This window comes from Pseudomonas sp. dw_612 (genome assembly GCF_018449725.1).
In the GTDB taxonomy this organism is placed as follows: domain Bacteria; phylum Pseudomonadota; class Gammaproteobacteria; order Pseudomonadales; family Pseudomonadaceae; genus Aquipseudomonas.
The window spans coordinates 156,121-182,400 of sequence record NZ_JAAVVC010000010.1 but is presented as its reverse complement, the minus strand read 5'-3'; the positions used below and the strand labels follow the sequence as shown (position 1 = coordinate 182,400).

Here is a 26,280-nt window from a genome sequence, read left to right as displayed (position 1 = left end):
TCAAAGGGTGTTTTAAACAAGGTCCCGCCAGCCATGTTTAATCGTCGGACACGCGCGCCCTACATCACAAAAAAGCGATAAATATGTACCGCCACCCCCCCAACCGCCCACCCCATGCTGATGGTTTCCGCCACCTGCATGGAGCCCACGCCAATGAGCCGCCCCGCTGCCTTACCCTCCTTCGACGAGATAAAGGGTTATCTCAACCAGATCGGTCATCATCTGTTCAAAACCGACACCGCTCTGGTGCCCGAACAAAAGCCGTCCGCCGAACAGCTCTACCTGACACACCTGAACGGCACGCTGAAGAATGACCGCGAACAATTCCTGCGCAAAAGCCGTGCGCTCTATCAAGGTCTGGAAAACAGCGATCTGCGAAGCCCGACAGGCCAACACCTGCTCGCCACGCTGAAGAGCACCCTGAACGCGCAATTGCTGGACATGGACCTGCGCGAGCAGATCGACGGCAAGGGTCGCAAAGCCTTCATGACCGATGAAGCGGGGTTCACTGCCATCGGCCACGAGGGCGGGCTGGGGGTTCAGGATCGCCTGATGCACCCGCAAGCGCGCACGATGCTCGATGGTCTGGCGCTGGGACCGACGCTGCGCCCGGGCCTTTACGCCGTGGGGTTCAGTTATCAGGCAGAACACGTCGAACTGGCCGGAGCCTTTGTCGTCACGCAAAAAAACAGCCCCGTGGTCACGGGGTTGATGGCCGACGAGCAGGTCGGCCAAGTCGTGCTGTTCACGCCCTCACGCGGGATCGAGTCCTTCGATTCCCTGGCGGATCTGGACGCTCATTTGTTACGGAACATGCAGCACGCTGCCGGACGTAGCGAGTTCATGGCCATGCTCCCCACCCGTTATCACGCCTTGAGCAGTGCGGGGATCTGGCCGCTGGAGCTGTCGGCCATCGATGCTGAACCGTTGTTTGAACACACCTATAACGCGCGGATCGACAAACGCACGCAGGATATCGAGCAAGCCTTGAGCCTCGCGGACAATGTCGAGCACGATCCGGCGCGTTTGATCAGCGCCCTGGACGCGGCCATCGCCGCCGCCCTGCCCGACCTCACCGCCCGCCTCGAACTGCGCGCCCAGGCCCTGCTCGAACGGTGCCTGCGCGACAGCGCGCCGGATTGGTATCGCAGCGCCAGCGAGACGCGGCGAGCGGCATTGGCCGAACATCTGGGCCATTACGACAAGGCCCGCCAGCGCGTGCTGGACTTGCTCGGCCCGGCCGCCACGGCGCATACCCTCGCCCGCCATCAATGGCTTGAACGGCTGAGTGATGAGCTGGAGATCCATGACCTGGACCCGGAACACCTGCACGTCCACACCCGGCGTTCACTCGCGGGCTTCGGGGAGTATGAACAGCAACGCAGCCTGATTGAGTTGGCGTTGCGCGGCTCGCATGCCGGCGACGAATTACCCGGATCGGACTTCCGTGACAAATCGCAACTCACTTATAACAAGGCGCCCTTGCACGCGTCCTACAAGGACCTGACGCCGACCTGGATCGCCCAACAATTAGCCACCCTGCAACCGCGCGTGGCGTTTGCCGAGGTACAAAAAGAGGCCCATGCCAGGGTTGAAATCCGGCAAGCCATCGAGCACCTGCTGGACCAACGGATCAACGCGCTGGCGTACGCAGCCGTCCTGCAAAATCATCTGCTCGACGACGACTTTCAATTGATCCAGCGCCTGCGCGCGGGCAGTGATTCGCGACTGAGCGCCGCCCTCCTGGGGGCTGGCACACCGTCTCTGCATGGCGCGCAACTCAAGGATCTCTGGGTGCTGCGCCAGACGGACGCCAGCGGAACGCTCAAGCGGCTGCTGCTGTGCACGCCCGAAGCACCGCGAGATCAACAATTCCAGGCGTTCGACAGCGAGCACGACTGTCAGCAACACATCCTTGGCTGGGCTCGGGACAGCGGCCTCCAGGCGAGTGCGGGCAGCATGGCGGACTATTTGATCAAGCGCCTGCCCCTGCGCTTTCGCGACGCCATGAAACAAGTCTTGAGCCGTTTGACCTTCACCCCCGTCGCCCCGAACAAACTGCAGTTCAACCACGCCGTCAGCCATCGCCAATGCCTGCAATCGATGGCCGAACATGTGCTGGCGACGCAGGTTGACGACGATGAATTCGTCACGCCCCTCTGGTATCGCTCGACCACTTTCCAGACCCGAAAGAAACTCACGACACTGGCCGAGAACACCGATGGCGCGCTGCGTATCTACCGCGCCCATGCCTGGTCCGAATCGCGCTTTCCCGAATTCGAACACTATGTGCATGAGCAGGCCAGACTGCGCTTGAACGGGTTACTGGGCCGCTCCCACAACGATGTCGACCCGGATACCGTTTGGGCCCACTCGCCGCCGAATCTGGTGGGGGTCTGGACGCCGCAGCCGATCACGTACACCCGGTTGTTTCGCGATGGTTATGCCGACGGCGTGGGGTTTCTCGATGAAAAATTCTCGGGTTCGGCACGTTTCACAGGCCCGGCCAGTATCGACCTGAGCGCCCTGACCGCTGAAAACGTCACACGCTCCGTCACCGGTGTCTGGATTGGCCAACGCTACATCGACAAACTCAAAAACGAACTGCTGAGCGCTTATAGCCGAGGCTATTACTTCAGGCGCTTTGCAACACTGAGCATCACCCAGTGGCAAATGCAAAGCGCCGCAATTGAATGCCACCTCAAGGGGCACATTGCCGGGGTCGATCTGCAATGGCTTGAACAAGCCATCGCCAGCATGGACGACACCAAGTCGAGCACTCGCAACCAGTACGCTTTCCATCGACTGCTGATCGATGGCGACTGGGTCATCGACGCCTGGCTGCTCCGGCATGCCGACAATCCCGTTCTGCTCTACACCCCTCAGGCACCCGACGGCATCAGCTTTCGCGAAGCACGATTGTTCAATTACGTGCTGAAGAAACAACCCGGCATGCTCGACTACCTGACCCAACGCGTCGGCGTTCAATCCCGGGTCAGGGTCCGCGCGTTTCTGGAAGGCGCAAAAAGAGGACTGCCAGAGCACTTGAATAGCACCACGCCCAGCCCCGCGCGCTACGACTCCCTTCGCCGAGTGGCTCCGGTGCCCGACCTGCCTCAGTGCCTGTACAACATGAAGCTGCAACGCAAGATCGACGACGTGAGCGCAACCACTGTCAACCGCACGCAGATGATCACCGACATGCTCTGGACCTGCGTGGAATGGGTCGCCGCCGTTGCCACCGCACCGTTCCCGGTCCTGAGCCTGAGTGTTGGCATGCTCCTGGCGTTCAAGGACGCCATGCTCGCGCTGCACGCCTACCACCAGGGCGACACCTCGGCGGCGCTCGAGCACTTTTTCGGTTACCTGCTCAACAGCGCTGGCGCGCTTGTGACCGACCTGCGTCCAGCCTTGCGCACGCTCAAACCCATCAGCAAACCGCTGCGCCTGGCCACGGTTGGCCAAGAGCCCGCCCGCGCGATGGAATTGATCAGCCAACTGGAGCCTGCTGCTGCGGACCCGGCCAGTTTGCAACCGGTGTTCTTCAACGGCCAGGCTCTTTGGGCGGCAAAAAATCCGGATTCGATCGGGCGCTATTTGCTGTATCGCCTAGACCCCGACAGCGGCACGCTGATCTCGACGTCGCGCCTGGCCGCGCCAAACGCCGAGGGTGTGTGGGTGCGCAGTGGCGTAACCGGAGGGGCGCCGAAGTATGAAAGCGTGCCAGAAACACCGGGACCGCATAAAGACTACGGACTGCCCGCGAAACACTGGCGGAGAATCGAACCGGTCCTGGACCCGCAAACCCGCGCCAACATGATGAGTTACAGCGCGGACCTCTACGGCAGTTCGCACCTGATTCTGAACACCGCCGCCCTGGACCTGCGGAAAATACGCATCGTTTACCTGCAACAGGCCGAACGCCTGACCAAAGACGCCGAACGTTTTTTCAAAGACCTCGGCTCCTTGCCCGCCCGTGCTGACGTCCCTCCCGTCGAGGCCAACACGTCACTGGCACAACTGATCAGCAGCGATGCCTTTGCCGGAAACCGCAACCTGGTCATCGGCGCCGTACCGGACTCCATTGCCAGCAAACAGGTGTTGATCATGAGCCTGGACGCGCTGATCGAAAAAGGCTTCAAGCGTCTCTACCTGGAGTACCTGCCGGGTGACGTGTTCAGACTCAAACTGACGAAGCTCAACAGCGGCCAATCCTGGCGCCACATCGAGCAGCATCTCAAAACTATCGACACCGCCTTCGGTTTCGCCCCGGACGCTGAATATTCGTACCTGGCCCTGGTGCGCAAGGCGCGGGAAAAGGGTGTGAGCATCATGGCGCTGGACGCCTCGACCTCCTATCAACTGGACGACGCCCTGCTCATGGGCGATATCCCGCCCACGACAGCACGCAACAACAGCGCCCGAAACTTCTACTCCCACAAAGTCATCGAAGCCGATGCGGCCGACGCCCCCGAGGAGCGCTGGATCGCCTTGGTCGATCACTCACGCATGAGCACCTTCATCCAGACACCGGGCATGGCCGATCTGCAAAAAGCCGTGGCGCTGCGCATTGAAGATGTCGGCCCCCATCAACCCGTGGGCCTTTGGGCAGACACCCCTGGCGCGATACCGGGCGATCCGTTGGCCAAGGGCGACTACCGCATGACGTTGCAAACTCCGTACAAGGCGCCCGATCCCGTCGTCCCCACAACCGCTGCACCGCTCCCTCACGCTCAATCCTTCAACGACTTCGATTTCCCGCCGTCGCTGAGGGACGATATTGACCGTCTGGCGGGTGAGCCCCATGGCCTGGACCATCGTTACCCGCCAACCAACGCCACTCGCAAGGAAGCGTTCGACACCTTTTTCGAGATCCGCTCAAAGCTCAAGGCCAGGGCCGAAAGCTTTTTTGCCGATTATGCGCCGAGCCCCAGGCCGACGTTCCCGGCGATAGACACTGGCATCACGCCCGAATCATTCCTGCAAACAATCGGCGAAAGCCGTCTGACGGGGTTGGTGATCGGCGAGGGCCACGCCGCAGAATCGAGCAAGGCGCTGCTCAGAACCCAGATGAAAACGATCAGGGACTCGGGGTTCAAGACGCTTTACGTAGAACACTTGTTTACGGATCTGCATCAGGCCGAACTGGATGTTTTCCATCGTACCCAGCGACTTCCCGCCAGGCTCAAGGCCTACCTACGCGATCAGGACAGCGGTCATATGCCCTTCTACAGCGGGCCCAATACGTACTCGCAAGTGATCCAGGCCGCCGCCAAATATGGCCTTCGTGTGAGGGCGCTCGACTGTATCGCCAGCTATCGCCTCAAAGGCTTGCCGGTCCCGACCGATGTCACGCGAAACCAGATGTTCAGCTACTTCGCCACTCGGGTCATTCAGGCTGACCAGGCGGCAAATGGCCCGCACAAATGGATCGCCTTCGTGGGCAGTGCCCACACCAATAACAACCTCGGGGTGCCGGGGCTGGCAGAGATGCTCGGAGCGGCGAGCCTTCACGTGCGCGATACCGCGCCGACACTGTCCAAAGGCATTCATCCGGGTTACTGGGAAACCAGTATCAACGATCCCGCGTCGATCGCCTTGCGCAGCGACTTCAAAATGGAGGTCGGTATGGCTGGAAATCCACAGCCGCAGCCCATCGCACCGATCAATAGGTCGAGGTTATCCCAGGCCGGGCACTACCTCATCGACCGTCCCTCCTCCGCCGAGATTTACCTGGTGCACCGCTCCAGCACCGGAGAAACCCTCACGACGCCGATTCAGGTGGACGACAACGGGATGTTCTTTATCGATCGCTGGGGCAAACAGGACAAGCGCTTCAAGCACCTGAACACGCTGTTCCAGATGCTGGAGGCGGAGATCAACCTGACGCCTGCACCCTGAGCCGAAGGCCGAATAATCCGACTTTCCCGTGATCAACAAAAAACCCGCTGGCCGTGATGGCGCAGCGGGTTTCCATTTACAGCGGCGAGCGGATCAGAAATCCTCCAACCGCCACACTTCATAAGCCGGCGTCTCATACGGGTGGCTGAGTTTCAAAGCGGCCACTGCAGCCACGATCAACTCATCCGCCACCACCAGCTCAACCTTCCATTCCTCAACCTGCTCGACCTGCCCCGCTTCACCAATAAACGGCTGACTGCCATCCAACGGTCGAAACTGGCCCAGGCCCAACACCTGCCATGCGCAGTGATCATAAGCGCCGATCCGTCCGCCACCGGCAGCGAATACAGCGCTTTTGACCTGTTCCACATGGCTGGTCGGAACAAAAAAACTGAGCTTGTACACAGCGCTTAGTTAACCCAGACGCGGGCATTACGGAACATACGCATCCAAGGTGCATCTTCGTTCCAGTCTTCCGAACGCCACGAGTTCTGCACGGCGCGGAATACGCGTTCCGGGTGCGGCATCATGATCGTTACGCGACCGTCGCGGCTGGTCAAACCGGTGATTCCGCGCGGCGAGCCGTTCGGGTTGGCCGGGTAGTTTTCGGTGACCTTGCCGTGGTTGTCGACGAAACGCATCGCCACGCAACCGGACAGATCGGCTTCCAGCAGGGCTTCTTCGCTTTCGAACTCGGCATGACCTTCGCCGTGAGCGATGGCGATCGGCATGCGCGAACCGGCCATGCCTTGCAGGAAGATCGAGTTCGATTCCTGGACCTGGACCATCGCAACGCGGGCTTCGAACTGCTCAGACCGGTTGCGCACGAAGTGCGGCCAGAACTCGCTGCCCGGGATCAGCTCGTGCAGATTGGACATCATCTGGCAACCGTTGCACACGCCGAGGGTGAAGCTGTCGTTACGTTCGAAGAAACCCTGGAACGCATCGCGAGCGCGGCTGTTGAACAGCGCGGACTTGGCCCAGCCTTCGCCGGCACCCAGCACGTCACCGTAGGAGAAACCGCCGCAAGCCACCATGCCCTTGAAGTCGTTCAGGTCGACACGGCCGGCCAGAATGTCGCTCATGTGCACGTCGATCGCGTTGAAACCGGCGCGGTCGAAGGCAGCCGCCATTTCCACCTGACCGTTGACGCCCTGCTCACGCAGTACGGCAACCTGTGGGCGGATGTTCTTCTTGATGTACGGCGCGGCGACGTCCTGGTTGACGTCGTAGCTCAGCTTGACGCTCAGGCCCGGGTTGTCTTCTTCCAGCAGCACGTCGAATTCTTGTTCGGCGCAGTCGGCGTTATCGCGCAGACGCTGGATCTGGTAGCTGGTTTCAGCCCAGGTACGTTGCAGCAGACGACGCTGGCCTTCGAACACGGTTTCGCCGTTGAAGGTGATGTTGACCTGACCGTTGTTCATCGGCTGACCGATCACCGACACGCAATCGCCCAGACCGGCCGCGCTGAACTGCGCGAGGATGTCCGGGGTAGCGTCCTGGCGAACCTGGATCACAGCGCCGAGTTCTTCGTTGAACAGAATCGCGGCGATGTCGGCGGAGGTTTCCGCCAGACCGTCGAGGTTCAGGCTCAGGCCGCAGTGACCGGCGAAGGCCATTTCCACGACGCTGGTCAGCAGACCACCGTCGGAACGGTCGTGGTAAGCCAGCAAGTGACCGTCGGCGTTGAGGCCCTGGATCACCGCGAAGAAGGCTTTCAGGTCTTCGGCATCATCGACGTCCGGCGCTTGCGAGCCGAGCTTGCCGTGAACCTGGGCCAGGATCGAGGCGCCCATGCGGTTCTGGCCACGGCCCAGATCGATCAGAATCAGGTCGGTGGTGCCTTTGTCCATGCGCAGTTCCGGCGTCAGGGTCTGACGGATGTCAGCCACCGGCGCGAAACCGGTCACGATCAGCGACATCGGCGACGTCACGGTCTTGTCGACGCCTTCGTCGTTCCAGCGCGTGGCCATGGACATGGAGTCCTTGCCCACCGGAATGGTAATGCCCAGGTCCGGGCAGAGCTCCATGCCGACGGCTTTCACGGTGTCGTACAGACGCGCATCTTCACCCGGGTGACCGGCGGCGGACATCCAGTTCGCCGACAACTTGATGTCGGAGATCTTGTTGATGCGCGACGCGGCGATGTTGGTCAGGGTTTCGCCGATGGCCATGCGGCCCGACGCCGGAGCGTCCAGCAGCGCCAGCGGAGTACGCTCGCCCATGGCCATGGCTTCACCGGTGTAGACGTCGAAGCTGGTGGCGGTGACGGCAACGTCGGCCACCGGCACCTGCCAAGGGCCGACCATTTGGTCACGGGCTACGAGGCCGGTGATGGTGCGGTCGCCGATGGTGATCAGGAAGCTCTTGCTCGCGACAGCCGGGTGATGCAGAACGCGTTCAACGCAGTCGGCAATTTCCAGCGTCGACGGATCGAAGTCGTCGCCCAGTTCGTTTTCACGCACGGCCGAACGGTGCATGCGCGGGGCTTTGCCCAGCAGCACTTCGAGGGGCATGTCCACCGGGCTGTTGCCGAAGTGGCTGTCGGTGACCGTCAGTTGCGGCTCGGCAGTGGCTTCGCCGACCACGGCAAACGGGCAACGCTCGCGTTCGCAGATTGCCTGGAAGCGTTCGAAGTCCGCCGGGCCGACCGCCAGAACGTAGCGTTCCTGGGATTCGTTACTCCAGATTTCGTGCGGGGCCATGCCCGGCTCGTCGTTTGGAATGTTGCGCAGTTCGAAGCGGCCACCACGGTTGCCGTCGTTGACCAGCTCCGGGAAGGCGTTGGACAGACCGCCCGCACCCACATCGTGGATGAAGCTGATCGGGTTCTTGTCACCCAGTTGCCAGCAACGGTCGATGACTTCCTGGCAGCGGCGCTCCATTTCAGGGTTTTCGCGCTGTACCGAAGCAAAGTCCAGGTCCGCCGAGCTGGTGCCGGTGGCCATGGAGGAAGCAGCGCCGCCGCCCAGGCCGATCAGCATCGCCGGGCCGCCGAGCACGATCAGCTTGGAGCCAACGGTGATTTCGGCTTTCTGTACGTGTTCGGCACGGATGTTACCCATGCCGCCGGCCAGCATGATCGGCTTGTGGTAACCGCGAACTTCGTCGCCACGCGGGGTGGTGATCGACTGTTCGAAGGTCCGGAAATAACCGGTCAGGGCTGGACGGCCGAATTCGTTGTTGAACGCGGCGCCACCCAGTGGACCTTCGATCATGATGTCCAGCGCGGTGACGATGCGCTCAGGCTTGCCGTACGGCACTTCCCACGGCTGTTCGAAGCCCGGGATTTGCAGGTTGGACACGGTGAAACCGGTCAAACCAGCCTTTGGCTTGGCGCCACGCCCGGTTGCGCCTTCGTCACGAATCTCGCCACCGGAACCGGTGGATGCGCCCGGGAACGGGGCAATCGCGGTCGGGTGGTTGTGGGTTTCGACTTTCATCAGGATGTGCACCGGTTCCTGCACCGCGCCGTACTGGCGGGTCTCAGGGTCCGGGAAGAAACGGCCGGCGACGTTGCCGACGATCACCGAAGCGTTGTCCTTATAAGCCGACAGAACGCCTTCGCTGTGCATCACGTAGGTGTTCTTGATCATGCCGAACAGGCTTTTTTCCTGGCTCTGGCCGTCGATGTCCCAACTGGCGTTGAAGATCTTGTGACGGCAGTGCTCGGAGTTCGCCTGGGCGAACATCATCAATTCGATATCGTGCGGGTTGCGCTTCAAGCCGATGAAGGCGTTGACCAGATAATCGATCTCGTCTTCGGCCAGGGCCAGGCCCAGCTCGGTGTTGGCTTTTTCCAGCGCGGCGCGGCCGCCACCCAACACGTCGATCGCGGTCAGGGGCTTGGGCTCGGCGTGGCTGAACAGGCCGGCGGCTTGTTCAAGGTTGCCCAATACGATCTGGGTCATGCGGTCGTGCAGCACATCGGCAATCAGCTGCGCGTCAGCGTCGCTGAACTGGCCCGCCACGTAGAACGCGATGCCGCGTTCCAGGCGCTGGATCTTGCTCAGGCCGCAGTTGCGAGCGATGTCGCTGGCTTTACTGGACCATGGCGAAATGGTGCCGAAACGCGGCAACACCAGGAACAGGCGACCGGTCGGTTCTTGCACCGGGACACTTGGGCCGTACTTCAGAAGGCGCGCAAGCACCTGCTGTTCGTCGCCGGTCAGGACGCCGGTGACTTCGGCGAAGTGAGCGAATTCAGCATACAAGCCGCTGACAGCCGAAACTTTCTGGCTCAGTTGCTCAAGGAGTTTGCTGTGGCGAAAGGCAGAAAGGGCAGGAGCGCCGCGCAGGATCAACATCTTCGGGACAGCCTCGGGAAGGGGTGTGCTTTGAGGCCGTGCATTCTAGCCTAAACCGCCCGCGACATCACCCGAAACGGTACGGGCGGCGTCACCCGGACGTCGGGCTGGGTTTTCGGCGCGCGAACCGATGCGTTTCACGGGTTATTTTTTCTGTCACAAAATGTGGTTTGAGCCCATTCCTGCGGGCTCCCGAGCAGTTTTCAGTTGCCTAGCAGACAAGCCCTTCGCTGTCGAGATATGGCGCTTGCGGTCCTTTGCGTATACTGCGCAGATGTTTTCCCCAACGGCTTTGCGTCCGCGGTACGCCAAATGGCTGATCGCAACCGGACTCTTCCTGATGCTCAGTGGCTGTGTTGATAAACCCAACACCCTGGAGCGCGTAAAGGAGGATGGCGTGCTGCGGGTGATCACCCGGAACAGCCCCGCCACCTACTTTCAGGATCGTAACGGCGAGACCGGCTTCGAATACGAGCTGGTGAAGCGCTTTGCCGAAGATCTGGGGGTCAAGCTCGAAATCGAAACCGCTGACAACCTCGACGACCTGTTCAATCAGGTGGGCAAGCCCAAAGGCCCGGTGCTGGCGGCGGCCGGTCTGGTCAGCAGCGAACAGCGCAAGAAGCAGGTGCGGTTTTCCCACTCCTACCTGGAAGTCACTCCACAGATCATCTACCGCAACGGCCAGTCGCGGCCCACCGATGCTGGCGACCTGGTCGGCAAGAAGATCATGGTGCTCAAGGGCAGCACCCATGCCGAGCAACTGGCAGAGCTGAAGAAGAAATATCCCGGCATTGAGTACGAAGAATCTGACGCGGTTGAAGTCGTCGACCTGCTGCGGATGGTGGATGAAGGCCAGATCGATCTGACCCTGGTCGATTCCAACGAAGTGGCGATGAACCAGGTCTACTTCCCCAACATTCAGGTCGCATTCGATCTAGGCGACGCCAGCAATCAGAGCTGGGCCGTGGCCGCCGGTGAAGACAACAGCCTGCTTAACGAGGTCAACGCCTACCTCGACAAGGTGCAGAAGAACGGCACCCTGCAACGCCTGAAAGACCGTTATTACGGCCACGTCGATGTCCTCGGCTACATGGGCGCCACCACCTTCGCCCAGCACTTGCAGCAACGCCTGCCCAAATACGAACAGCATTTCAAGAACTACGCCAAGAAAGAGAAAGTCGACTGGCGCCTGCTGGCGGCGATCGGCTATCAGGAATCGCTGTGGCAACCGGCGGTCACGTCCAAGACCGGCGTGCGCGGTCTGATGATGCTGACCCAGAACACGGCGCAAGCCATGGGCGTGTCCAATCGTCTCGATCCGAAGCAGAGCATCATGGGCGGCGCCAAGTACCTGGCCTACATGAAGGATCAATTGGACGAGTCGATCCAGGAACCGGATCGCACCTGGTTTGCCCTGGCGGCCTACAACGTCGGCAGCGGCCACCTGGATGACGCGCGCAAACTGGCGGCCAAGGAAGGGCTGAACCCGGACAAATGGCTGGATGTGAAGAAGATCCTGCCGCGGCTTTCAGAGAAGAAGTGGTTCAGCAAAACCCGCTATGGCTACGCCCGTGGCGGCGAGCCGGTGCACTTCGTGGCGAACATCCGTCGCTACTACGACATCCTGACCTGGGTGACGCAGCCGCAGCTTGAAGGCGATCAAGTGGCCGAAGGCAACCTGCACGTGCCAGGGATCGACAAGACCAAGCCGAATCAGGAAACGCCGCCGCTTTAAAGCAAAAGATCGCAGCCTTCGGCAGCTCCTACACAGGTATGCGAACACCCTGTAGGCGCTGCCGAAGGCTGCGATCGTTTGATCTTAGCCTTTCAAAGCGGCCGCCAGAATCAGCGCCTTCATTTCCGAAACAGCCGACTTGAACCCGACAAACAACGCATGGGCCACCAGCGCGTGGCCGATGTTCAGTTCGTTGATGCCCTTGATCGCCGCCACCGCTTCGACGTTGTGATAATGCAGACCGTGGCCGGCATTGACGATCAAGCCCTGGGTCAAGCCGAACGCCACGCCATCCGCCACGCGCTTCAGTTCTTCAGCCACTTCGGTCGGCGTCTCGGCATCGGCGTAACGGCCAGTGTGCAGCTCAATGGCGGGCGCGCCTACACGCTTGGACGCCGCGATCTGCCGCTCGTCAGCGTCGATGAACAACGACACTTCACAACCGATCTTCGACAGGCGATCCACCGCAGCCTTGATCCGCGCTTCCTGCCCCGCCACGTCCAGGCCACCCTCGGTGGTCAATTCCTGACGGGTTTCCGGCACCAGGCAAATGTGCGCCGGGCGGATGCGCTCTGCGAAGGCCATCATTTCTTCGGTGACGCCCATTTCGAAGTTCATGCGGGTTTGCAGCACATCCTTGAGCAGCAGCACATCTCGCTCCTGGATGTGCCGACGGTCTTCGCGCAGGTGCACGGTGATGCCGTCAGCGCCCGCCTCTTCCGCGTCCAGTGCAGCCTTGACCGGATCCGGGTAACGCGTGCCCCGGGCCTGACGCAGGGTGGCAACGTGGTCGATGTTCACGCCAAGAAGAATGCGATTGCTGGTGGTCACGGAAGCGCTCCTGAATTTAAAGATTCGGCGCACAGCATACGGGGAGACTACGGCTTTCGGAACAACTCGCGACTGACTAAAGGACGACCGCCCAGATGAACGGCCAGCGCCTGGCGCATCAAACGCTTGGCTGCCGATAGCGCGCCGGGGGCGGTCCAGTCGGCTTCAGCCATGGCCAGCAGTTCGGTGCCGTTGAACAGACCGGGTTGCAGCAGGTAAACCCGCTCCAGTCCGGCATCGACTTGCAAACGATAGAGGCCATCCGGCGCGATGGGCTCGCCGTGGATGTCGGTGTTCAGCGCGAAGCCGTAGCCGAGGTCATCCAGCAGCCGCCACTCGAAGGAGCGCAGTAACGGCTCCAACGGACGGCCTTCTGCCAGCGCGAGCAGGGTCGCGGCGTAGTGATCGAAGACACCGGGGTGCGGGTCTTCGGCCGGCAGCAGGCGAATCAATAGCTCATTGAGGTAGAGACCGCTGAACAGCGCCTCGCCGACAAGCCACGTAGAAGTACCCGAGCTTTCCATGCGCCCGACATTCTTCAGCTCGCCCCGCCCACGGAACTCGACTTCCAGCGGCACGAACGGTCGCGCCAGCGTCCCGGCCTTGCCCCGCGCACTGCGCAACACCGCCCGCATCCGACCTTGCGGCGTGAGGAAATCCACCAGCGCGCTGCTTTCGCGGTAGGCGCGGGAGTGGAGCACGTAGGCGAGTTGGCCGAGGGGCTGGGACATGGGGGTTCTCAATGGCGGAACGCAGTTTTACAAACAACCCAAAACCAATGTGGGAGCGGGCTTGCTCGCGAAAGCGGTGTAACAGTCAACATCAAGGCTGAATGTTACATCGTCTTCGCGAGCAAGCCCGCTCCCACAGGGGTACTACGGTGTATCGGGGACCGAGTGTTACAAGTCGCCATAACCCAGCGAACGCAAGGCGCGTTCGTCGTCGGACCAGCCGCCTTTCACTTTCACCCAGAGGTTGAGCATGATCTTGGAGTCGAACAGCAGCTCCATGTCCTTGCGCGCTTCGGTACCGATGCGTTTGATGCGCTCGCCCTTGTCGCCAATGATGATCTTCTTCTGGCCGTCACGTTCAACGAGGATCAAGGCATGGATGTGCAGGGTTTTGCCCTGCTGCTTGAACTCTTCGATTTCAACGGTGATCTGGTACGGCAGCTCAGCGCCCATCTGGCGCATGATTTTTTCGCGCACCAGTTCAGCGGCGAGGAAGCGGCTGCTGCGGTCGGTGATCTGGTCTTCCGGGAAGAAGTGCTCGTTTTCCGGCAGGTAACCGGCGATCACACGTTCCAGCGCTTCGAGGTTGTGCCCGTGCTGGGCCGAGATCGGCATGATCTGCGCGTTCGGCAGCTGTTCCTGCAACCAGCTCAGGTGCGGCATCAGCTCGGCTTTGTCTTCGATGCGGTCGGTCTTGTTCAGCGCCACGATCAACGGGCCGGTCACGTACTGAACGCGTTCGAGAACCATCTGGTCTTCGTCGGTCCACTTGGTGCGGTCAACCACGAAGATCACCACGTCGACGTCTTTCAACGCCGCCGAAGCAGTCTTGTTCATGTAGCGGTTCAGGGCCTTCTCGCCACCTTTGTGCATGCCCGGGGTGTCAACGTAGACGGCCTGGATGGCGCCTTCGGTCTTGATGCCCAGCATGTTGTGACGGGTGGTTTGCGGCTTGCGCGAGGTGATCGCCAGTTTCTGGCCCAGAATGTGGTTCAGCAGCGTGGACTTGCCCACGTTGGGACGGCCGACGATGGCAACATAGCCACAGCGTGTTGCGGTTGTATCAGTCATTGCCATTCTCCACACCCAGGGCAATCAGTGCTGCGGCGGCCGCTACCTGTTCGGCAATACGACGACTCACACCCTGACCTCGGCTTTTTTCATTCAGTAAGGTGATTTCGCATTCGACGAAGAAGACTCGGCAATGCGGCTCACCCTGGATATCCACCACTTCGTAACGTGGCAGCTCACAGCCCCGGGATTGCAGGAATTCCTGCAGGCGGGTTTTCGGATCTTTGTTGGTATCGACCAGGGTCAGACCCTCGAACTCCCCGGTCAGCCAGGCCAGCACACGCTCGCGCGCCATGTCCATGCCGGCATCCAGGTAGATCGCACCAATCAGCGCTTCCAGGGCATCGGCCAGAATCGACTCGCGACGGAAACCGCCACTCTTCAATTCACCGGAACCCAGGCGCAGGTAATCGCCCAGATCGAAACCACGGGCCAGCACGGCCAGGGTCTCACCTTTCACCAGCCGTGCGCGCAAACGCGACAACTGGCCTTCGCGGGCCAGCGGGAAGCGATCGAACAGCGCCTCGCCAGCGACGAAGTTGAGGATGGCATCACCGAGGAATTCCAGGCGTTCGTTGTTGCGCCCGGCAAAACTGCGGTGAGTCAGGGCCAGGACCATCAGTTCCTGGTCCTTGAAGGTGTAGCCGAGCTGACGCTCTAGACGACTTAAGGAGACGCTCACGGTTTACCCACGCTGAGTTCGTGGTTGGATTCCACCGCCATCGCCGTGATGCGGCGCAGGCTTGGGACACTTAACGCTGTGTTCAAAAATAACGTCCTGAATATCATTGGCTTCATGCGTCTGCCGCCGATTGTGCCGGCTCCAGAAATGCATTCGGCGCTGTGTTCAACAGCGCCGTGTGTGATTACTTGATCAGGCCAACCCGCGAGAAATTCGGCAGGTGACTGAGTTTGGGTTCCGGCCAGCTCATCCAGACAGCGAAGGCCTTGCCGACGATATTCTTGTCGGGAACCATGCCCAGCAGATCCTTGGGAATACTCGGATCATCCCAGTAACGACTGTCGTTGGAGTTGTCGCGGTTGTCGCCCATCATGAAGTAGTGCCCGGCTGGCACGGTCCAGGTATGGTCCGGCGTCGCGCGGTAGCGGCTCATTTCCTTGCGGATCAGGTGCTCGGCTGCGCCAAGCTTTTCCTCGTAGAGCTCTGCACTGCCCAACGTGCCCGGCTCGGAGCCGACCAGTTGTTCGGCGATCGACTCGCCGTTGACGAACAGACGCTTGTCGGCGGTGTAACGAATCTGGTCACCCGGCAGGCCCACTACACGCTTGATGTAGTTGACGTTCGGATCGCTTGGATAGCGGAACACCATCACATCGCCACGCTGCGGATCACCGACTTCGATGACTTTCCTGTCGATCACCGGCAAGCGGATCCCGTAAGAAAACTTGTTCACCAGAATGAAGTCGCCCACATCCAGGGTCGGCTTCATCGAGCCGGAAGGAATCTGGAACGGTTCCACCAGGAACGAACGCAGCACCAGCACGATGAACAACACCGGGAAGAACGACTTGCCGTATTCGACCAGCAGCGGCTCTTTGTTCAGTTTCTCGACCACCACCACATCAGGCTGGCTGACGCTGCCCTGATAGGAGGTTATGGCGGCACGCCGACGCGGCGCCAGGAAAACCAGATCGAGCAACGCCAACAGGCCGCAGACGAACACGGCGATGACCAGCAACAGCGGGAAATTTAGTGACATAGGACCTAACTATCCAACCTGAGCACTGCAAGGAAGGCTTCTTGTGGAATTTCCACGTTACCGACTTGCTTCATGCGTTTTTTACCGGCCTTTTGCTTTTCCAGCAGTTTTTTCTTACGGCTAACGTCACCGCCGTAGCATTTGGCCAATACGTTCTTTCTGAGTGCCTTGACGGAGGTCCGCGCAATGATCTGCCCGCCAATGGCGGCCTGGATCGCGACGTCGAACATCTGGCGCGGAATCAGTTCTTTCATCTTCTCGGTCAACTGGCGACCTTTGTAGTGCGCGTTATCCTTGTGCACGATCAACGCCAGGGCGTCGACCTTGTCACCGTTGATCAGCACATCCAGTTTCACCAGATTAGCTGATTGATAACGATCAAAATGGTAATCCAGCGAAGCATAGCCGCGACTGGTGGACTTCAGACGATCAAAGAAGTCCAGAACCACTTCGTTCATCGGCAAATCGTAGGTCACCTGGACCTGGGTACCGAGGAAAAGCATGTCGTGTTGAACGCCACGCTTTTCGATACACAGGGTAATGACGTTGCCCAGGTGCTCTTGCGGCACAAGAATATTGGCCCGCACGATCGGCTCACGCATGTCTTCGATCGAGGACAGGTCTGGAAGCTTCGACGGGTTGTCGACGTAAATCGTTTCACCGGTTTTCAGCAACAGCTCGAAAATTACCGTCGGCGCCGTGGTGATCAGGTCCAGGTCGTACTCGCGCTCCAGGCGCTCCTGGATGATTTCCATGTGCAGCATGCCGAGGAACCCGCAACGGAAGCCGAAGCCCAGGGCGTCGGAGCTTTCCGGGGTGTACTGCAGGGACGAGTCGTTGAGCGTGAGCTTTTGCAGGGCTTCACGGAAATCTTCGAAGTCGTCGGAGCTGACCGGGAACAGACCGGCGTAGACCTGCGGCTGAATGCGTTTGAAGCCGGGCAGCACGTCCACGTCGGGGGTGGAGCTCAAGGTCAGGGTGTCACCGACCGGTGCACCGTGAATGTCCTTGATACCGGCGATGATGAAGCCCACTTCGCCGGCCTTCAGGTCAACGGTGGCGGTGTGTTTCGGGTTGAAGACACCGACGCTGTCCACCAGGTGGATCTTGCCGGTGGACTTGACCAGAATCTTGTCGCCCTTGCGCACACGACCGTGGCGCACACGTACCAGGGAGACAACGCCCAGGTAGTTGTCGAACCAGGAGTCGATGATCAACGCTTGCAGCGGATCTTCGTAGTTGCCGGTCGGCGCGGGAATGGTGGCTACCAGACGCTCAAGCACTTCGTCGACGCCCAGGCCGGTCTTGGCACTGCACTCGACCGCATCGGTGGCGTCGATGCCAATGATTTTTTCGATTTCTTCTTTGACGCGGTCCGGATCGGCCTGTGGCAGGTCGATCTTGTTCAGGACCGGCATGACTTCCAGGCCCTGCTCGATCGCCGTGTAGCAGTTGGCAACCGACTGCGCCTCGACGCCCTGACCGGCATCGACCACCAGCAACGCACCTTCACAGGCCGCCAGCGACCGGCTGACTTCATAGGTGAAGTCAACATGGCCGGGGGTGTCAATGAAGTTCAGCTGGTACTTGATGCCATCGCGAGCTGTGTAATAAAGGGTGACGCTGTGGGCCTTGATGGTGATCCCGCGTTCACGTTCCAGGTCCATGGAGTCCAGCACCTGGGCTTCCATTTCGCGCTCGGCAAGGCCGCCGCACATCTGGATGAAGCGATCGGCCAGCGTCGACTTGCCATGGTCAATGTGGGCGATGATGGAGAAATTGCGGATATGACTCAAATCACTCACGGATCAACACTCAAAAAGGCTGCAGGCATAGCCCGCCGAAAAATAGCCGGGAATTGTACCTGATCCGCGGCGCAAGCGTCACGTTCGCAGGTCAGACGGCGAATACAAAAACGCCCCGGTCTTGCGACAAGGGCGTTTTCAGCGAACGGCAAACTCAGGAGAACCCCGGAATCAACCGGCCCGACGCAGCAACCAGACCCCGGCCAAGGCGCAGACACTGGCCGGCACCAACACCGCAAACAGCGGTGAGAACCCGAACACCAGGCTCGAAGGCCCGAGCAGGTCCTGGACGATACGGAAGGTGAAGCCCACCAGTACGCCGGTAAACACGCGCTGACCGAGAGTCACCGAGCGCAGCGGACCGAAGATAAAGGAAATCGCCATCAGCACTAGCGCGGCAGTGACCAGCGGTTGCAACACCTTGACCCAAAAAGCCAGCCAGTAACGGCCGTTGGCCAGGCCCTGATCAGCCAGATAGTGGATATAACCCCACAAGCCACTGATCGACAGCGACTCGGGCGCCATCACCACGGTGCTCAGCAACTGTGGGCTCAGGGCCACTTCCCAGCGCTCGACCGGCGTGTTGACCACTTCGGTGTTCTTTTCATGGAACAGCGTGGTGGTCACCTCACTGAGCTGCCAGTGATCCTTGTCGAACTCCGCACGCTTGGCGAAGCTCGCCGATAGCATGTGCCGCTCTTTGTCGAAGTGATAACGGGTCACGCCATACAGCAAACCGTTAGGTTGCACGGAGTTGACGTGAATGAACTCGTCACCCTGGCGGTGCCACAGACCGTGCTTGGCGCTTTGCGCATCGCCACTGCCCTGGGCCAGCGAACGGTTGGCCTGAGCGGTGACTTCGGTGGCGGGCGCCACGTATTCACCAATCAATACTCCGACAACCATCAGGACCAGCATCGGCTTCATGACCGCCCAGACAATCCGCCCGATCGACACGCCAGCGGCGCGCATGATGGTCAGTTCGCTGTTACTGGCCAAGCTGCCAAGGCCGATCAGGCAACCGATCAGCGCAGCCATCGGCAACATGTCGTAAAGACGTCGTGGCGCGGTGAGCAGCACGTAGCTCAGGACATCCAGCAAGGTATAGGTGTCGCTGGCGTCGCCCATTTCATCGATGAAGGCGAACAACGTTGCCAGACCGAGAATGATCCCCAGCACCGCCAGGATCGCGACAAATACGCTGCTACCAATGTAGCGATCGAGCTTAACCACGAGCCACCTCCAGTGCATCGCGGCGACTCGCCAGCTTCAAGCGCATCGGCTCCCAGTAGAGTAAGCCCAGGCCAATGGCCAGGAAGATCCCGTGCACCCACCACAAGCCCAGCGCCGCCGGGATCTTGCCCTTCTCGAGGGCGCCGCGAGCGGCAATCAGGATGGTCAGGTAAGCCATATAAAGAAGAATCGCCGGCAACAACTTGAGGAAACGGCCCTGGCGCGGGTTGACGCGCGACAGCGGCACCGCCATCAGGGTCACGATGAAGACCAGCAGCGGCAGGGACAGGCGCCATTGCAGTTCGGTGCGCGAGCGAATGTCATCACTGCCCAGCAAGGAACCGGTGGTCATGGCATCACGGTCGGTCACTTCGTCACTGACGTCCGGCTTGGGCAGCAAAACGCCGTATTCGTCGTACTTGATCTTCCGGTAGTCGGCCTGCCCCGGATTACCGTCGTAGCGGTAGCCGTTGTCGAGAATCAGGTAACGGTTGCCGTCAGGGCGGATTTCCTGACGCCCCTTTTCGGCCACCAGCACGGAAATCCCGCGATCCTTCTGGTCGGACGAGACATTCTTCTGCGAAATGAACACGCCACCCAGGTTGATACGGTCGTCCGTCAGGGTTTCGGTGTAGGTCACCCGCGTACCGTCGCGCAACGCCTGGAAGCGACCTGGCTCCAGGGTATCGAACTCGGTCAGGGCATCCTGCTTGTTCAGCAGTAACTGGAACTGATTGGCGCCTTGCGGCGCCAGGCTCAGGCTCAGCCACGCAACCACCAGCGCCACCAGGGTGGCCGGAAACAGGGTGATACGAAACAAACGCTGCTGGCTCATGCCGGTGGCCGACAGCACGGTCATTTCGCTTTCCAGGTACAGCCGGCCGTAGGACAACAGGATCCCGAGGAACAGACCCAGTGGCAGGATCAGTTGCAGGAAGCCTGGCAGACGAAAGCCCATGATCAGGAACAGTGAACTCGGATCCAGTTGGCCTGAAGCCGCCTGCGCGAGGTACTTGATGAAGCGACCGCTCATGATGATGACCAGCAGCACGGCGCTGACGGCGCTCAAGGTCAACAGGACTTCGCGGGATAGATAACGGAAGACGATCAAACCAGACACTCCAGGGTTGTCAGGCTAAGGCGGCCAAACAAACAAACGTATCAGCCGGCCCGCAAGGCAGGGCCGCCGAAAAAGATGGCGCATTATCCTGTGATTGGGTGCGCCTGTCACTTCGCATGCTCAAGCACGTGTCCAAAGCACTGAAGATCGTACAACCGAGGGTTGTCAGGCGCTGGTGGCGAGGTTCAAACTGCGGCCTTTGTCGCGGGCCGTGACCTGCGTCTTTTCTATTTATATAAGCAGGCGTTTGCAGACACTGCCGAACGCTGCGTGTTGACCATTAATTCAGGGACCCGGACATGGAACTGGTTGTAAAAAGCGTTAGCCCAGAAACGTTGAAAACCGCCACTCTGGTGGTCGCCGTCGGCGAAAACCGCAAGCTCGGCGCCGTTGCCAAACAGCTCGACGAACTGAGCGGCGGCGCCATCAGCGCCGTACTGAAGCGCGGCGACCTCGCCGGCAAAGTCGGCCAGAGCCTGTTGTTGCACAATCTGCCGAACCTCAAGGCCGAACGCGTGTTGTTGGTCGGCGTGGGCAAGGATGAAGAACTGGGCGACCGCCCATTCCGTAAAATCATCGCCGGCGTGCTCAACACCCTTAAGGGCCTGGGGGGCAGCGATGCCGTGCTGGCACTGGACGAAGTGGTCGTCAAAGGCCGTGACAGCTACGGCAAGACCCGCCTGCTGGCGGAAACCCTGGTGGACGGCGAATACACCTTCGACCAGTTCAAGAGCCAGAAAGCCGAACCCCGCGCCCTGAAGAAAGTCACCCTGGTGACCATTAAGGCTGCACAAGCAGAAGTCGAGCGCGCCGTGGCCCACGCCACTGCCATCGCCAACGGCATGGCCTTCACCCGCAACCTGGGCAACCTGCCGCCGAACATCTGCCACCCGACGTTCCTGGGCGAACAAGCCAAGAACCTGGGCAAAGAATTCAAAACGCTGAAAGTCGAAGTCCTCGATGAGAAGAAGATCAAGGACCTGGGCATGGGCTCGTTCTACGCCGTCGGCCAGGGCAGCGCCCAGCCGCCGCGCCTGATCGTCATGCAATACAATGGCGGCAAGAAAGCCGAGAAGCCGTATGCACTGGTCGGCAAGGGCATCACCTTCGACACCGGCGGCATCAGCCTCAAGCCTGGCTTGGGCATGGATGAGATGAAGTACGACATGGGCGGCGCCGCCAGCGTGTTCGGTACCTTGCGTGCCGTGCTCGAACTGAAACTGCCGATCAACCTGGTGTGCATCCTGGCGTGCGCCGAGAACATGCCGAGCGGCAATGCTTCGCGCCCTGGCGACATCGTCACCACCATGAGTGGCCAGACCGTGGAAATCCTCAACACCGACGCCGAAGGCCGTTTGGTGCTGTGCGATGCGCTGACCTACTCCGAACGCTTCAAGCCACAGGCCGTGATCGACATCGCGACCCTGACCGGCGCTTGCGTGGTTGCACTGGGCGCTCACACCTCCGGCCTGCTGGGCAACAACGACGAACTGATCGGCCAATTGCTGAGCGCCGGCCGGTCGGCTGACGATCGCGCCTGGCAATTGCCGCTGTTCGATGAGTATCAAGAACAGCTGGACAGTCCGTTCGCCGACATCGCCAACATCGGTGGCCCGAAAGCCGGCACCATCACCGCTGCCTGCTTCCTGTCGCGCTTCACCAAGAACCTGAACTGGGCGCACCTGGACATCGCCGGCACCGCTTGGACCAGCGGCGGCAAGGACAAGGGCGCCACTGGCCGTCCGGTTCCACTGCTGACCCAATACCTGCTGGACCGTGCCAAAGCCTGAAACCGATGACCTTGGGCGGCGTTGCTTTCGAGCAACGCCGCCCTTGGCTCAGGAACCGCAATGACCAAAGTCGACTTCTATATCCTGCCCAGCGCCGATCCGTCAGCGCGGCTGGACTTTGCCTGCAAGCTCACCGAAAAAGCCTGGCGCATGGGTCACCGCATCTACCTGCATTGCAGCGATGCCACCCAGCGTGAGGACCTCGATGCGCGCCTGTGGGCGTTCAAGGGTGAAAGCTTCGTGCCTCACGGTCCCGCCGAAAGCGAACCGGATAGCTTGATTGTCCTGGGTCTGGGTGATGACTGCGGTCCGCATCAGGATTTGCTGGTCAATCTCGACCTGAAAGTCCCGGCCTTCGCCAACAAATTCGTCCGGGTGGCGGAAGTGGTGGTGGAAGACCCGACGATTCGTGCGGCGGCGCGGGAGAGTTTCCGTTTCTACCGCGAACAGGGCTATCCTCTGCAAGATCACCGTTTACAGCGACTCTGAGCATTCCGATGGACACTCCAAAACCGCAACAAAAGTCCGCGCATCTGCTGGATGACCTTGAGTCGATCCGCCAACTGCTCGGTGATGACAACCTGCAGCCGCCCTTGTTGACCGACACGGTCAATGAAGACGAACAGGAACAAATTCCAATGCTGTTCGACAACGTCGGCGACACACCGCCCGCCGTCGGACCGGCACCCACCCGCGCCGCGCAACCCGCCACCAGCAAAGGCCCTGACGCCCTGCTGCATCTGGACAGCGAACTGCGCGCCGCCGCGCAATTGATCATGCAAGACGTGATCGACGACTTCGCCCCGCATATCGAAACCGAGATCAAGCGTCGGCTGGATGCGCGGATGGAGCGGCTTCTCAGCCAATACGAATAACCCCATGTGGGAGCGGGCTTGCTCGCGAAGGCGGTGTATCAGTCGACTTAATGGTGACTGACACACCGCCTTCGCGAGCAAGCCCGCTCCCACATTAGTTCTGCGCCCGGTCCGCCCCTGCTCGCCCTCGGCCCCATGCCCCGCTATACTCGTCGGCTTTTCCTGAATTGATGCCAATAGGGTCCCGCCGCGCATGGATAAGACCTACCAGCCGCACGCCATTGAAACTTCCTGGTACAACACCTGGGAGTCCGAGAACTACTTCGCCCCGCAAGGCGCGGGCGAGTCCTACACCATCATGATCCCGCCGCCGAACGTCACCGGCAGCTTGCACATGGGTCACGGCTTCAACAACGCGATCATGGACGCCCTGATCCGTTTCCGCCGCATGCAGGGTCGCAACACCCTGTGGCAGCCGGGCACCGACCACGCCGGTATCGCCACGCAAATGCTGGTGGAACGCCAACTTGAAGCCCAGGGCCAGAGTCGCCACGACCTCGGCCGTGAGAAATTCCTGGAAAAAATCTGGGAATGGAAGGATCAGTCCGGCGGCAACATCAGCCGTCAGATCCGCCGCCTCGGCTCGTCCGTGGACTGGAGCCGTGAGCGCTTCACCATGGACGACGGCCTGTCGGAATCGGTGAAAGAAGCCTTCGTGCGCCTGCATGAAGACGGCCTGATCTATCGTGGCAAGCGTCTGGTCAACTGGGACACCAAGTTGCACACGGCGATTTCCGACCTTGAAGTGGAAAACCACGACGAGAAAGGTTTCCTGTGGAACCTGAAGTACCCGCTGGCCGACGGCGCCAAGACCGCTGAAGGCAATGATTACCTGATCGTCGCGACCACTCGCCCGGAAACCATGCTCGGCGACGCCGCCGTGGCCGTTAACCCGAACGATGAACGCTACAAAGCCCTGATCGGCCAATTTGTCGAGCTGCCGCTGGTCGGCCGCCGCATTCCGATTATTGCCGACGATTACTGCGACCCTGAATTCGGCACCGGCTGCGTGAAAATCACCCCGGCCCACGATTTCAACGACTACGAAGTCGGCAAGCGCCACAACCTGCCGCTGCTGAACATCTTCGACAAAAACGCTGCGGTATTGCCAGCCTGCCAGGTGTTCAACCTCGACGGCACGCTGAACGAAAGCATCGACGGCAAGATCCCGGCCGAATACGCCGGCCTCGACCGCTTCGAAGCCCGCAAGCAGATCGTGGCGGCCTTCGACGCCGCCGGCCTGCTGGTCAGCGTTGACGATCACGGCCTGAAAGTGCCGAAAGGCGATCGCTCCGGCACCATCATCGAGCCATGGCTGACCGACCAGTGGTACGTGTCGACCAAGCCATTGGCCGAACCTGCGATTGCTGCCGTTGAAGACGGCCGCATTCAATTCGTGCCGAAACAATACGAAAACATGTACTTCTCGTGGATGCGCGACATCCAGGATTGGTGCATCAGCCGTCAGTTGTGGTGGGGCCACCGGATTCCGGCCTGGTACGACGAGTCGGGCAAAGTCTACGTCGGTCGCGACGAAGTCGAAGTGCGTGCCAAGCACAACCTCGGCCCGGACGTTGCGCTGCAACAGGACAACGACGTTCTCGACACCTGGTTCAGTTCGGGCCTGTGGACGTTCTCCACCCTGGGCTGGCCTGAGCAGACCGAATTCCTGAAGAAATTCCACTCCACCGACGTGCTGGTGACCGGTTTCGACATCATTTTCTTCTGGGTTGCCCGGATGATCATGCTCACCATGCATTTGGTGAAGAACGAAGACGGCACGCCGCAGGTGCCGTTCAAGACCGTTTATGTGCACGGTCTGGTACGTGATGGCCAGGGCCAGAAGATGTCCAAGTCCAAGGGCAACGTCCTGGACCCGCTGGACATCATCGACGGTATCGAACTGGAAGAACTGGTGCAGAAACGCACCTCCGGCCTGATGCAGCCGAAACTGGCGAAGAAGATCGAGAAGCAGACCCGCGACGAGTTCGCCGACGGCATCGCCAGCTACGGCACCGACGCCCTGCGCTTCACCTTCTGCTCGCTGGCCTCCACCGGTCGCGACATCAAGTTCGACATGGGCCGCGTCGAAGGCTATCGCAACTTCTGCAACAAGATCTGGAACGCCGCGCGTTACGTTCTGGATAAGGGCGAAGACTGCGGCCAGAACGGCGAAGCCTACGAGCTGTCCCTGGCGGATCGCTGGATCATCTCGCAGTTGCAACGCACCGAAGCTGAAGTGACTCGTCAGCTCGACCAGTTCCGCTTCGACCTGGCGGCGCAAGCCTTGTACGAGTTCATCTGGAACCAGTATTGCGACTGGTACCTGGAACTGTCCAAGCCTGTGCTGTGGGACGAAAACGCCCCGGTTGAACGCCAGCGCGGCACCCGTCGCACCCTGGTTCGGGTACTGGAAGTCGCGTTGCGCCTGGCGCACCCGTTCATGCCGTTCATCACCGAAGAAATCTGGCAGCGCATCGCGCCGCTGGCCGGTATCGAAGGCAAGACGATCATGCTGCAACCTTGGCCGGTGGCCAACGAAGCACGCATTGATCAGGGCGCCGAAGATGATATCGAATGGCTGAAGACGCTGATGCTCGGCACGCGCAACATTCGCGCCGAGATGAACATCGGTCCAGGCAAACCGCTGAACCTGTTCCTGAAAAACGTCAGCGCCGAAGACCAGCGTCGCCTCACCGAAAACGAAGCCTTGCTGAAGAAGCTGGCGCGTCTGGAGTCGATCACCGTATTGGCGGCAGGCGAAGAAGCGCCGCTGTCCGCCACCGCTCTGGTTGGCGAGATGGAAGTGCTGGTGCCGATGGCCGGCCTGATCGACAAGGACGCCGAACTGGCACGCCTGGACAAGGAAATCCTGCGTTTGCAAGGTGAAGTCCAGCGTGTCGGCGGCAAACTGTCGAACGCCGGGTTCGTTGACAAGGCTCCGGCCGAAGTCATCGACAAAGAACGGGCCAAATTGGCTGAAGCTGAACAGGCTTTGGGCAAGTTGGCCGAGCAACATGCGCGGATTGCCAGTTTGTAACGGCACATCGCAATGAAAAAGGGAGTCCCGAAATGGCCTCCCTTTTTTACACCCCACAAACGCCTCTCCTGTAGGAGCTGTCGAGTGAAACGAGGCTGCGATCTTTTGACTTTGTCTTTC

16 protein-coding genes are annotated in these 26,280 nt (G+C 60.4%); 6 read left to right on the top strand and 10 right to left on the bottom strand.

What is annotated here, in order from left to right:
- Positions 1-153 precede the first annotated feature (153 nt).
- Entirely contained in the window at positions 154-5,901 is a 5,748-nt protein-coding gene (locus HB680_RS17370) for a membrane-targeted effector domain-containing toxin (RefSeq protein ID WP_213939824.1), read from the top strand.
- Between the two features lie 93 nt (positions 5,902-5,994).
- On the opposite strand, the gene HB680_RS17365 is transcribed toward HB680_RS17370, so the two are convergent.
- Both HB680_RS17365 and purL read right to left on the bottom strand, forming a co-directional pair.
- The gene (locus HB680_RS17365; RefSeq protein ID WP_213939823.1) at positions 5,995-6,306 is read right to left on the bottom strand and encodes a YqfO family protein; all 312 of its coding nucleotides are present in this window, start codon (positions 6,304-6,306) and stop codon (positions 5,995-5,997) included.
- Positions 6,307-6,311: 5 nt separating this feature from the next.
- Entirely contained in the window at positions 6,312-10,208 is a 3,897-nt protein-coding gene (gene purL / locus HB680_RS17360; protein WP_213939822.1) for a phosphoribosylformylglycinamidine synthase, read from the bottom strand.
- Positions 10,209-10,482: 274 nt separating this feature from the next.
- On the opposite strand from purL, the gene mltF reads away from it, so the two are divergent.
- The gene (gene mltF, locus HB680_RS17355) at positions 10,483-11,943 is read left to right on the top strand and encodes a membrane-bound lytic murein transglycosylase MltF (protein ID WP_213939821.1); all 1,461 of its coding nucleotides are present in this window, start codon (positions 10,483-10,485) and stop codon (positions 11,941-11,943) included.
- An 84-nt stretch (positions 11,944-12,027) separates the two neighbouring features.
- Here mltF and pdxJ read toward each other — a convergent pair whose 3' ends face one another.
- From pdxJ to lptF, 8 genes are all read right to left on the bottom strand, one after another.
- Positions 12,028-12,774, bottom strand: coding sequence for a pyridoxine 5'-phosphate synthase (gene pdxJ / locus HB680_RS17350; RefSeq protein WP_213939820.1), 747 nt, complete (start codon positions 12,772-12,774; stop codon positions 12,028-12,030).
- A gap of 47 nt (positions 12,775-12,821) precedes the next feature.
- Positions 12,822-13,505 (bottom strand): DNA repair protein RecO, encoded by a 684-nt coding sequence (gene recO / locus HB680_RS17345; RefSeq protein ID WP_213939819.1) that lies wholly within the window; start codon positions 13,503-13,505, stop codon positions 12,822-12,824.
- A 168-nt stretch (positions 13,506-13,673) separates the two neighbouring features.
- Positions 13,674-14,576: a GTPase Era gene (gene era / locus HB680_RS17340; protein ID WP_054054777.1), complete on the bottom strand. Its 903-nt coding sequence runs from the start codon at positions 14,574-14,576 to the stop codon at positions 13,674-13,676.
- A complete protein-coding gene (gene rnc / locus HB680_RS17335; protein ID WP_054054779.1) occupies positions 14,569-15,258 on the bottom strand; it encodes a ribonuclease III in 690 nt (229 codons plus the stop codon). Before rnc ends, era begins: the two co-directional genes overlap by 8 nt.
- Positions 15,259-15,442: 184 nt before the next feature.
- Entirely contained in the window at positions 15,443-16,297 is an 855-nt protein-coding gene (lepB, locus tag HB680_RS17330; RefSeq protein WP_213939818.1) for a signal peptidase I, read from the bottom strand.
- A gap of 5 nt (positions 16,298-16,302) precedes the next feature.
- On the bottom strand, positions 16,303-18,102 hold the full coding sequence (gene lepA, locus HB680_RS17325; protein WP_213939817.1) for a translation elongation factor 4: 1,800 nt from the start codon (positions 18,100-18,102) through the stop codon (positions 16,303-16,305).
- A 171-nt stretch (positions 18,103-18,273) separates the two neighbouring features.
- Positions 18,274-19,335 carry an LPS export ABC transporter permease LptG gene (gene lptG, locus HB680_RS17320; RefSeq protein ID WP_213939816.1) on the bottom strand — a complete coding sequence of 354 codons (1,062 nt, stop codon included), beginning with the start codon at positions 19,333-19,335 and terminating at the stop codon, positions 18,274-18,276.
- Positions 19,328-20,446, bottom strand: a complete 1,119-nt coding sequence (gene lptF, locus HB680_RS17315; RefSeq protein WP_213939815.1) for an LPS export ABC transporter permease LptF — start codon at positions 20,444-20,446, stop codon at positions 19,328-19,330. The genes lptG and lptF overlap by 8 nt, the downstream gene beginning before the upstream one ends.
- 308 nt (positions 20,447-20,754) lie before the next feature.
- On the opposite strand from lptF, the gene HB680_RS17310 reads away from it, so the two are divergent.
- The 4 genes from HB680_RS17310 (at position 20,755) to HB680_RS17295 (ending at position 26,160) form a co-directional block, all read left to right on the top strand.
- Positions 20,755-22,245, top strand: a complete 1,491-nt coding sequence (locus HB680_RS17310) for a leucyl aminopeptidase (RefSeq protein ID WP_213939814.1) — start codon at positions 20,755-20,757, stop codon at positions 22,243-22,245.
- A gap of 60 nt (positions 22,246-22,305) precedes the next feature.
- Complete coding sequence (locus tag HB680_RS17305; protein WP_213939813.1) at positions 22,306-22,734, top strand: DNA polymerase III subunit chi; 429 nt, start codon at positions 22,306-22,308, stop codon at positions 22,732-22,734.
- A gap of 8 nt (positions 22,735-22,742) precedes the next feature.
- Complete coding sequence (locus tag HB680_RS17300; protein ID WP_213939812.1) at positions 22,743-23,120, top strand: DNA polymerase III subunit chi; 378 nt, start codon at positions 22,743-22,745, stop codon at positions 23,118-23,120.
- A 193-nt stretch (positions 23,121-23,313) separates the two neighbouring features.
- Positions 23,314-26,160, top strand: coding sequence for a valine--tRNA ligase (locus HB680_RS17295; protein ID WP_213939811.1), 2,847 nt, complete (start codon positions 23,314-23,316; stop codon positions 26,158-26,160).
- The last annotated feature ends 120 nt before the right edge of the window (positions 26,161-26,280 follow it).

Coding starts and splice junctions, on each gene's coding strand:
- HB680_RS17370 (WP_213939824.1), top strand. CDS start 154: ATGAGCCGCCCCGCTGCCTTACCCTCCTTCGACGAGATAAAGGGTTAT.
- purL (WP_213939822.1), bottom strand. CDS start 10,208: ATGTTGATCCTGCGCGGCGCTCCTGCCCTTTCTGCCTTTCGCCACAGC.
- mltF (WP_213939821.1), top strand. CDS start 10,483: ATGTTTTCCCCAACGGCTTTGCGTCCGCGGTACGCCAAATGGCTGATC.
- recO (WP_213939819.1), bottom strand. CDS start 13,505: ATGTCCCAGCCCCTCGGCCAACTCGCCTACGTGCTCCACTCCCGCGCC.
- era (WP_054054777.1), bottom strand. CDS start 14,576: ATGACTGATACAACCGCAACACGCTGTGGCTATGTTGCCATCGTCGGC.
- lepB (WP_213939818.1), bottom strand. CDS start 16,297: ATGTCACTAAATTTCCCGCTGTTGCTGGTCATCGCCGTGTTCGTCTGC.
- HB680_RS17310 (WP_213939814.1), top strand. CDS start 20,755: ATGGAACTGGTTGTAAAAAGCGTTAGCCCAGAAACGTTGAAAACCGCC.
- HB680_RS17305 (WP_213939813.1), top strand. CDS start 22,306: ATGACCAAAGTCGACTTCTATATCCTGCCCAGCGCCGATCCGTCAGCG.
- HB680_RS17300 (WP_213939812.1), top strand. CDS start 22,743: ATGGACACTCCAAAACCGCAACAAAAGTCCGCGCATCTGCTGGATGAC.
- HB680_RS17295 (WP_213939811.1), top strand. CDS start 23,314: ATGGATAAGACCTACCAGCCGCACGCCATTGAAACTTCCTGGTACAAC.